General features: G+C 65.1%; 11 protein-coding genes. All 11 read left to right on the forward strand.

Features of this window, described 5'->3' with window-relative positions:
• Nucleotides 1-1,611, forward strand: a 1,611-nt coding sequence (locus tag G7Y52_RS13640; protein WP_165072813.1) for a hypothetical protein, incomplete at its 5' end; no start/stop codon positions are given.
• Nucleotides 1,608-1,835: a hypothetical protein gene (locus tag G7Y52_RS13645; RefSeq protein ID WP_165072815.1), complete on the forward strand. Its 228-nt coding sequence runs from the start codon at nucleotides 1,608-1,610 to the stop codon at nucleotides 1,833-1,835. The genes G7Y52_RS13640 and G7Y52_RS13645, both read left to right, overlap by 4 nt.
• An 8-nt stretch (nucleotides 1,836-1,843) precedes the next feature.
• On the forward strand, nucleotides 1,844-2,734 hold the full coding sequence (locus G7Y52_RS13650) for a hypothetical protein (RefSeq protein WP_165072817.1): 891 nt from the start codon (nucleotides 1,844-1,846) through the stop codon (nucleotides 2,732-2,734).
• Between the two features lie 30 nt (nucleotides 2,735-2,764).
• The gene (locus tag G7Y52_RS13655) at nucleotides 2,765-3,787 is read left to right on the forward strand and encodes a N4-gp56 family major capsid protein (RefSeq protein WP_241159764.1); all 1,023 of its coding nucleotides are present in this window, start codon (nucleotides 2,765-2,767) and stop codon (nucleotides 3,785-3,787) included.
• A gap of 12 nt (nucleotides 3,788-3,799) precedes the next feature.
• Nucleotides 3,800-4,327: a hypothetical protein gene (locus G7Y52_RS13660; RefSeq protein WP_165072821.1), complete on the forward strand. Its 528-nt coding sequence runs from the start codon at nucleotides 3,800-3,802 to the stop codon at nucleotides 4,325-4,327.
• Nucleotides 4,327-5,040 carry a DUF6682 family protein gene (locus G7Y52_RS13665; protein WP_346773717.1) on the forward strand — a complete coding sequence of 238 codons (714 nt, stop codon included), beginning with the start codon at nucleotides 4,327-4,329 and terminating at the stop codon, nucleotides 5,038-5,040. The genes G7Y52_RS13660 and G7Y52_RS13665 overlap by 1 nt, the downstream gene beginning before the upstream one ends.
• Nucleotides 5,037-5,621 carry a hypothetical protein gene (locus tag G7Y52_RS13670; RefSeq protein WP_165072825.1) on the forward strand — a complete coding sequence of 195 codons (585 nt, stop codon included), beginning with the start codon at nucleotides 5,037-5,039 and terminating at the stop codon, nucleotides 5,619-5,621. The genes G7Y52_RS13665 and G7Y52_RS13670 overlap by 4 nt, the downstream gene beginning before the upstream one ends.
• A gap of 9 nt (nucleotides 5,622-5,630) precedes the next feature.
• A complete protein-coding gene (locus G7Y52_RS13675) occupies nucleotides 5,631-7,568 on the forward strand; it encodes a hypothetical protein (RefSeq protein WP_165072827.1) in 1,938 nt (645 codons plus the stop codon).
• Between the two features lie 27 nt (nucleotides 7,569-7,595).
• Nucleotides 7,596-8,162 carry a hypothetical protein gene (locus G7Y52_RS13680; RefSeq protein WP_165072829.1) on the forward strand — a complete coding sequence of 189 codons (567 nt, stop codon included), beginning with the start codon at nucleotides 7,596-7,598 and terminating at the stop codon, nucleotides 8,160-8,162.
• 160 nt (nucleotides 8,163-8,322) lie between these two features.
• Nucleotides 8,323-8,508 carry a hypothetical protein gene (locus G7Y52_RS13685; protein ID WP_165072831.1) on the forward strand — a complete coding sequence of 62 codons (186 nt, stop codon included), beginning with the start codon at nucleotides 8,323-8,325 and terminating at the stop codon, nucleotides 8,506-8,508.
• Between the two features lie 11 nt (nucleotides 8,509-8,519).
• Nucleotides 8,520-9,127: tail fiber protein (locus G7Y52_RS13690; protein ID WP_206215320.1), on the forward strand; the 608-nt coding region annotated here is incomplete at its 3' end.

Consider the following 9,127-nt stretch of genomic DNA (forward strand, 5'->3'; position numbering starts at 1 on the left):
GACCAGCTTCGCGAGTGCAACGCCAACGGCCAGCGCCGGCCAAGCTGGCAGCAGAACTGCCGGGCCGTGGTCAAATCCGCCTGTCTGTACGGCATGGGCGTGCTCAAGGGGCCGCTGGTGGAGCGCGTGGAAACACGGCGCTTTGCGCCGGCCAGGGACGAAAACGGCCACACGGTCTGGCGGGAACAGGTCTTTTCCACAGATCTGCGGCCGTATCACGAGGCCGTGAGCGTATGGGACATCTTTCCCGATCCCGGCGCCCGCCTGCCCGCCGAACTGCGCTTTGTCTGGCAACTGCACATGATGACGGACAAGGATTTGCTGGAGCTGTCCAATTTCCCCGGTTTCAACGGCGCGAGCATCCGGCGCTACATCAACGAGCACCCGGACGGCGACGCGCAACTGAGTTCGTGGGAGAGCCAGGTCCGCGATCTCAACGAGGACAACGCCACAGGCGGAGCCGTGGCCCTGAAAAACCGCTACCGCGTGTACGAGCGCTGGGGCTTTCTCGCGGGCCGGGATCTGGCTACGGCCGGGGCGGAGATCAGCGAGGACAAGTACGGAGAGGTCTACTCCTCCAATGTCTGGATGCTGGGCGACGTGATCGTCAAGGCCATGGTCAATCCGCTGGAAGGCATCGACATCCCCTATTTCTTCTACCCCTACCAGCAGGATGACACTTCTTTCTGGCCCGAGGGCATTGCCTGCGCCCTGCGCGCCCCGCAGGCGGGCATCAATGCGTCCGTGCGCGCCATGCAGGACAACGCCGGGGCTTCTTCCGGCCCTGTCTATGGCATCAACATGGCCTGCCTGGCGCCCGGTGAAGACCCGCTGGAGATGCAGGCCAACCGGATTTTCCTGTTCAACAAGCACGGCATCAACCTCTCCCAGGCATTTCAGGCCGTAACGGTGCCCTCGGCCATTGAGCACAATCTGGCGCTCGCCACATTCTGGCAGAACGGAGCCGACGAGGTGTCCACGCCACGCTTCAACGCTGGTGACGGCAATGTTGCGGGGGCGGGCAAAACCGCCTCCGGATTGTCCATGCTCATGGGCGCGGCCAACATTCTGCTCAAGGATCACATCAAGGACTTTGACGACTGCATTGTGGCGCCGTTCATCCGCGCCATGTTTCGCTGGAACATGCAGTGGAATCCCCGCGAGGACATCAAGGGCGACTTTGAGGTGGTGGCCTCGGGCAGTCAGAGCATGATCGCCAAAGAGGTTCGCGCCCAGCAGGTTCCGGCCCTGATTTCCTACATGGGCATTCCGGCCTTCGCGCCGTTCATCCGCGCGGAAAAACTGCTCGAAGTGGCCCTGGAGCAGACCGACCTGCCGGCGGAGCGCATTTTGCGCAGCGAGGAAGAGGCCAGGCAGTACGAGGAGCAGCAGATGCGGGCGCAGGCTCAGGCCCAGGCGCAAGCCCATACTGAAGCCCTGATGGAACAGTTGCAGCGCCAAGGCATGACGCCGGAGCAGATACAACGGCAGATGGTGCTCTTGCTGGCCCAGCTCGCGCAGGCCGCCGATGGCGGACAGCCGGGAGCTCCGTCTCTGCCGCCGGGTGAGCCTCAGCCGGGCGGCGCGCCCCGGCAAGGAGTTGGGGCATGAACGCGGATAGTCGCGCCCGCAGGGCGGATGCCGTGCGCGCCCTGCAAAAAGCGCACGGCCAGGGCCTGCACACGGCCCTGATCGACCTGCTGGAAGCCGAGATAGCCGAGGCTCAGGAGGAGATGGAATCGGCGGATCAGAACATCACCATCTGGCGGGCGCAGGGCCGGGCCGCTGGGGCCCGGAGCCTGCTTGCCGCCATAACCCCGCGCAACGCGGGATAGGTGGAATCATGAGTCAGTTGCAGGAAGAGACGGCGGCCCGGCCCGAAATGCCGACCGGGGAACAGGCTGAAGCCCAGTTTGATGAAGGTTTCGAGCTGGGCGGGGAAGACGAAGGACGGGATACGGCCCCTGCGAAAGAGCCGGAGCAGCCCGGCGGTGAACAGGCCCGGCCGGAGGAACAGCCGCGGGCGGATACGCCGCAGACGCCTCCCGTCATGCCGCAGACGAGCCCGGAGCAGCTTCACGACTATGAACTGAAATCCGATCCTCCGTCCGCGCCTCAAGCGGCGCCGGAACCCGCCCCGGTAAAGACGGTGGAGACGCCGGCAGAAATCGCGGACGAGCTGGAAACGCTGAAAACCCTGAACCCGGCCGCCGCGGCTCTGGCCCTGGAGGATACGCCGGAGGGCGCCAGTGTCCGCGCCCGGCTTGAACAGTACGGGCCGGAGCTGGCCCAGGACCGGGCGGAGCAGGTGTTGTACCGACGCCAACAGGCCCAGGCCCGGCGTGAAGCGGAAGCGGCCCGTTACGAGCAGGCGCGGGAAGCGCACAATGCGGCGTTCAAAGCCATGTTCGAGCGGGACCATCCCGAGTACGCCGCCATGCTGGCCGACCCCGACCGCAGGGCCGAGGCCGTCAGGTATCAGCAGGACGTGTTGGACTGGATCGGGGCCAAGCCGTATGCGGAGGCCGCCAGGCTTATGGAAGTGGCCAGATACGGACGCGACCCGGCTGAGGTGTCCGCCCTGTTGGCTCAATATAAACGCGAGCGTGGTGGAAAGCCCAAACAGCCCGACCCCACCGGCGCGCTCGCCGTACCGGGACGAGGCGCGCCTGTCGCGCCCGCCGGCGTTGGAGACAAGGACGATTTCGACGCCGGGTGGAACGCACACCCGTAATATGTCCAAATGAGGTTTCAGCCCATGCCTATGACAAGCACAGGTAACATCTCGCCCAGAACCGCGGGATACTTTTCCAGGGAACTGCTTGAGCGCGCGCAGCCGTTGCTGGTTGTCTCGCGGCTTGGCCAGGCCAAGCCCCTGCCCAAAAACATGGGCAAGGTCATGAAGTTCCGCGGGTATCTGCATCTGCCCAATCAGCCCAAGCCGCTGACCGAAGGCGTGACGCCCGCCGCGTCCCAGCCCACCTTCCGCGACATTGAGGCGAGTATTACGCAGTACGGCGATTATGTGGAACTGACGGACGTGCTGACCGACACCCATGAAGATCCGCTCATTGCCGAGTTTTCGGACATTCTGGGCGAGCAGGCCGCGATCATGCTGGAGCGGGTGACCATCGGCACGCTGCTGGCCGGGACCAACGTCCATTTCGCGGGCGAAACCGGCGGCGTTATCGCCACCAGCCGCGCGGGGGTGAACCAGCCCCTGACCCTGGCCCTGCAACGGCGCGTCATGCGCGGGCTCAAACGCCAGATGTCCAAGCCCATCACCAGCGTGGTCAACGCCTCGCCCAACTTCGGCACCTCGCCCATCCCGCCGTCGTACATCGCCGTGTGCCATACCGACTGCGAAGCGGATATCCGGGAGATGCCCGGCTTTGTCCCGGTGGAAAAATACGGCAGCTACAAGCCCATGGACGGGGAAATCGGCAGCGTCGAGGGCGTGCGCTACCTCAGCACCACGGTGCTGGAGCCGTGGCTGGACGCCGGAGCCGCGCCCGCGGCCGGAAAGCCCGTGGAATCCAATGACGGCGCGTGCGCGGACGTGTACCCGATTTTGTATCTCGGAAAAAATGCGTTCGGCACCATTCCCTTTGCGCGCGGCAAAAACGGCGCGTCGCCCATCACCCCCACAGTGCTCAACCCCAACACGCCGCGCGGCGGCGACCCGTTGGGGCAGCGCGGCACCATCGGCTGGAAGGCGTATCACGGCGCCATCATTTTGTACGACTTCTACATGGCGCGCGCTGAAGTGGCCGTGTCCAGGGTCTAAAGGAGATACGACATGGCTGATCCCAAACAAGCGGCGCAGACCGCCAATCCGGCCGAAAGTGCGGACGCGCTCAAAGCCGAAGTGGAACGGCTGAAAGCCGAGGCCCATGCCGCCAAAGAGGAAGCCGAGGCGGCCAGGACTCTGGCCCGCGCCGCCAGAGAGGAAAAAGAGGCGGCCGAAGCGAAGCTCAAAGAGCAGTCGGACGCCCTTGATGCGGAAGTCTCGCGACAGGAGGAGGCCATCCAGCGCCAGCTCCGCTCGCAGCGCAAGGTGCGGATCATCATTGCCAGCGGCAAAGACCCGCAGGATTGCTGCCCGGTGCCCGTGGCCGTGAACGGACGGGAATACCTGATCGTGCGGGACAAGGAAGTGGACGTGCCGCAGGGCGTGCTCGACGTGCTCGATCTGGCTGTGGAGCAGGTGGCGGAGGCGGTGGATGAAGCCGGCCAGAACAGGACTGTCTTTCGTCCGGCGCAGCGTTTTTCGTACCGCGTGCTCGGCCATATCGACCCGGCCACGGGCGAACTGGCGAGAATGTGATGCGCGCCGCCGAAGTGCTGCGCCTGGTGTCCGGGGCCTTGCAGGATCTGGAGCCCGGCCTTGAAAGCCGCTGGCCATGGGAAGGCGGAGACGACGGGCGCATCGGCCTGCTCGACTTCCTGAACGCGGCCTTGCGGGCCGTCTCCATGCAGCGACCGGATGTCACGGCAATCACCGAGCCTGTCCGGCTGGAACCGGGGATGCGGCAACGCCTGCCGCGGCGTCGGCTGCACGAGGCCAGCCGCGACGCGACCATGTTGATCGAGCTGACGCGGAATCTGGGGCGGGACGGCGAAACGCCCGGCCCGGCCATTGTGTCGGCATCCCCGGCCGTATTGCTGGCCTGGGCCGACCCCGGCCGGACGGGCGAGGTGGTGGAAAACTACGCCTGCGACCGCATGACCAACAAGGATGTCTACTACGTCTATCCCGGCGTGCCGGGGAACGTGGATGTCTGGGTGGAAGCGACGTACAGCGCGCCGCCCGCCGTCATCGTCAGCCCGGATCAGGAGATGGGCCTGCCCGACGACTACGCGGAAGCCCTGAAACATCATGTGCTTGCGGGCATTCTTTCCGGCGACAACGAGAGCAGCAACGCCGGCAAGGCAGCCTACCACATGCAGATGTACGGCTCGCTGCTCGGCATCAAGACCCAGGTGGACGGCGCATGGCCCAAGGCCAAAAGCTCTGCCGTTCCCGGAGGCGGCGCATGACCTTCGCTACGCGCATGGAGCCCATGGACGGGCTTTTGCCCCGTATTCTGCCGCAGGTGCTGCCCTGTCCCCGCAGCATGGCCCTTGACGCCGTGCAGATGGTGGCGGGCGATTTCTGCAAGGAGACGGGCGTCTGGAGCATGGTGCTGGCGGAAAGCGTCCCGGCCGGGGAATGCCGGATTACGGTGCCCATGCCCCGTGACGCCGTGCTGGTTGACGTGCTGGGACTGTATCTGGACGGACGGCTCCTTGACCGGTCGGACTATGTCCCGTCGTCCTATGACATTGTGTTGCGCTTCACGCCGCAGAGTGACGCCGTGGCCACCATTGAGGCGACTGCGCGCCCGGCCAGAACGGCAAGCGCGCTCCCGGCGGAGATCATGGAGGCGTGGGGCGACGTGATTGCCCACGGGGCCCTGGCCCGGCTCAAGAGCATGAGCGGCGCTCGGATAGAGTGGACAGACGCCCAGGGCGCGGCCCTGCACAACGACCTGTACAACGAGGGATGCGCCGACGCCCGCACGCGGATGTTCCGCAATCGGCATGGCGGCGGAACCCTGTACGTCAATTCGGGGGATTGAGAGGACAGCATGGATATACCCTTGGTCAATGTCACGGCGCAGATACGCGACCAGCAGGGCCGCCCCGTTCACCGGGCGCAGATTGTGATGCGCCTGACCACTGTGGAACGGTACTGCGGCCTGATCGTGCCCCGCGAAGCGCGCGCCGAAACCGACCCGCAGGGCCGCGCCGTGCTCAAGGTCTGGCCCAATGAGCTGGGTACGGAATCCAGCGAGTACATGGTGACGGTAACCTTCCCCGAAGCCTGCCAGGTCAGCGGCGGGAAACATCCGAGCCACCTGCCGCCCCTGCGCAGTCTGCGCTACCACGCCACGGTGCCCAACGCCCACTGCAACCTGCACGATATTGCCGAGTTGCCGCCCTACGAACAGCGTGGCGCGGGGCAGATCATCACCTCCGAGGTGGCCGCCTACGCGGCGGAAGCCGGGAGATACGCGGCGGCGGCCGAGAGCACCAGAGACGCCGTGTCGGCCGTGGAAAGCGGCCTGAACGCCCTCGCGGATCAGGCGGAGGCCGCAAAGACGGCGGCGCAGGAGTCCGCCCGGCAGGCCCAGGGGCACGAGCTGCGCGCCCGGGAAATGGTGGACGGCGTTGCCGACACCGTCGGCGCCTTCGAGCACACGGTGGTGGAGCGGACGGAGCAGACCGCGGCCCGGCTGACGGCCGACGCCACGGCCTGCATTACGCAATATAAGGCGGATGCCTTGCAGGCCCTTGAAATCAGGTCTGGTGATGTTCTGAGCGAAATTTCCCAAACGGCTTCCGACGCTCAGGTCACTACGGTGAACGCCGTGGCCGAGGCGGGGGCACATGCCGTTGGGGAGATTGACGGCGCGCGAAACAGCGCCCTTGCGGCCTTGCGTGAGGAAGCGGCGCTCTTTGGTGAGGACTTTGAAAACCTGACCGAACGGGCCCTGGACGCCGCGAAGCGCGCGGGCTGCTCCTCCGCATCGACGCAGAATTCCGCCACCAGGGCGTGCCAGTGCGCGGAGCGGGCCGAGAATGCCGCGCAAGGGCTGGAACGTCACCGCGACGAAGCCCTGGACGCGGCCCGGCGCGCGGAAAGCGCGCAAAGCTGTGTCGAATCGGCCGGGCAACGGGCGGCAGCCGCGGCGGATATGGCCCGACAGAATGCGGACTACGCGGCAGGCAGCGCCAAGGCCGCGCAGGAAGCTGCCAAAGCCGTGGAAGCCGGCGTTGATCTCGCCAGGCAGAGCGCGGACATGGCCGTGGCCGCCCAACAGGCCACTGCTCAGGACAAGGCGTATGTGCAAGGCGTGGCTGACGATGCGGAGCGAGCCGTGCATGACGTGGCCGTGGACATGCTCACGCCGCAGGTCATTACCCAGGCCGTGGACCGCGCCACGGCTGAAGCCGAAGCCCATGCGCAGGCCGCTGCCCACAGCGCGGAGCAATCCGCCGCGTCCGCCACGGAAGCCGCCCGGCAGGCCAACCTGGCGACAGAGCGGGCGGATCGCGCGCAAGCCGCGCAAAGTCAAGCCGAAGATGCCGCGCAGCGCGCGGAAACGGCCGCCGACAGCGCCGCGGAGAAAGCCGAAGCCCTTATAACCCGTATGGCCGAGGGCATGTTTGCCAGTTGGACGCTGGTGCAGGGGGTAAATGAAGGAGGCCTGCTCCCTTTGCCTGAAGGCTGCGGGTATTATCCCGGCCATCATGCCGTGCGCCTGTCGTGGGACGGCCTTGCCTGCCATCAGAACCGGCAATGGGAAGAAGCGGGCGAAAAGGGGGCGCTGTCCCATGCCGTGCGTCTGCTGTTTGCCGCTCCGGCGGATTCCGATTTTGAAGTGAACATTGCCGCTCACGCTGATGTTCCTGAAGCGGGCGCCGGAGCAAGCATTCTGGAGGAACGCCTCACGCGGATGGAAAACACTATTTCCGACTTGAGCAACAGAGCCGTGAGTTACGCGGAACTGCCTCAAGCGTAATCCTCAACCTGTTGGAGGAAAAAGATCATGTCCCAGATCAGCAAAGTCGTTCTGAAGGATGTTGACGGCAATGTCCTGCATCCCCAGACGGACGCGGGCATTGTGAGCGTCAATGACGCTGCGGGCTCTCCCAGCAATGTGCAAAGCGAGATTCAGGCCCTGCGCGAAAAGCAGAGCGAAATGGCCAACATCGACTTCTTTGTGAACAAGGGCGACGTGAACAGCGACGCGGATCTGCCTGCGCAGGACTACAAGAACGGCTGGGCCTACTATGTGGCCACTGCCGGCGTGTACAAGGGGCAGACGTGCGAAGTGGGCGACACCATTGTCTGCAAGGCAGATTTCTCCGGCACGGCCAATGATGAAGACTGGTACGTCATTCAGGCCAACGCCAGACGCCCGGTGGAAGGCGTGGCCGCCTCCACCGCCAGGAACCTGATCATCTTTGCCGACGCCAGCGGCAAGCAGGCTGAAGACAGCGGCATTTCCATCGAAGCCGTGACCAAAAAAGCTTCCATCGTCATCGAACATGGAGCGGCCATCCCCAGGGATGATCTGCGCGACGACGCCATCGTCTTTGAAAAACTGGCCTGATTCAGAACGAGGGAATCCGCATGGGATACAGAGTAAAAAACGTGAACGGCGACATTCTCGGCATCCTGCCGATTCCCTCGCGCATGTTGGGCAGGCGGCTGAGGCGTTTTCCGCGGCCGGGAGCCGGACGGACGCTGTTCCGGCAGGCACGCCCTGGCCCGTGCCCGCATATCCGGTGGGGGCGGACAGGCTGGAAGTATTTCTCGACGGGCTGGCCTGTGTGCAAGGAACTGATCCCGCCACGGCCCAATATGCCGAAATGGGCGCCGTGGGCGAAGAATCTTCTGAAATCGTCTTTCATGACGACATCGTGCCGGATATGGACGTGCTTGTCCGGCGCAAATAGGGGAAGGGAGCATGGCATACCCGAAAATTTTGCAACGACTGTTTGAGAATTCCGGAGCCGGGCCACGGCTGCGGAAGGAAATTCTGCCGTTCGGTTCCACGCCGGGTACGGCGTGTGAAGGCAACGATGCCCGGCTCAGCAACGCCCGTGTCCCCGAAATGCATAAAGAGACGCATCAGAGCGGCGGTGCGGATGCCCTGACGCCTGAAGACATTGGCGCGCATCCGGCGGGTGGCATGGCCTCTGCGGACAAGGCGGGCATTGCCCGGCTCTCCAGTGCCGTCGACCTGGACAGCGAAGACCGGGCCGCCACGCCCAAGGCCGTGAAAGTCACCCACGAACTTGCCGCCAGAGCTAAAGCCGATGCGGCAGCCGCACAGGCCAGAGCCGACAGTGCGCACGCCGAAGCCGGGCGCGCGGCCAGCACCACTTCCAGCGGCCGCGTGCAACTTTCCAGCGCGCTGAATTCTGACAGTGAGGCTCTGGCCGCCACGCCCAAGGCCGTGAAGGCGGTCTATAGCGAGGCTGTCAAGTCCGCAAGCCTCACGCAGGCCGGCCGCGTGAAACTCAATAATACAGTCTCCAGCACAAGCGCGGCGGAAGCCGCCACGGCCAATGC

The organism is Desulfovibrio sp. ZJ200 (assembly GCF_011039095.1).
In the GTDB taxonomy this organism is placed as follows: Bacteria; Desulfobacterota; Desulfovibrionia; order Desulfovibrionales; family Desulfovibrionaceae; genus Desulfovibrio.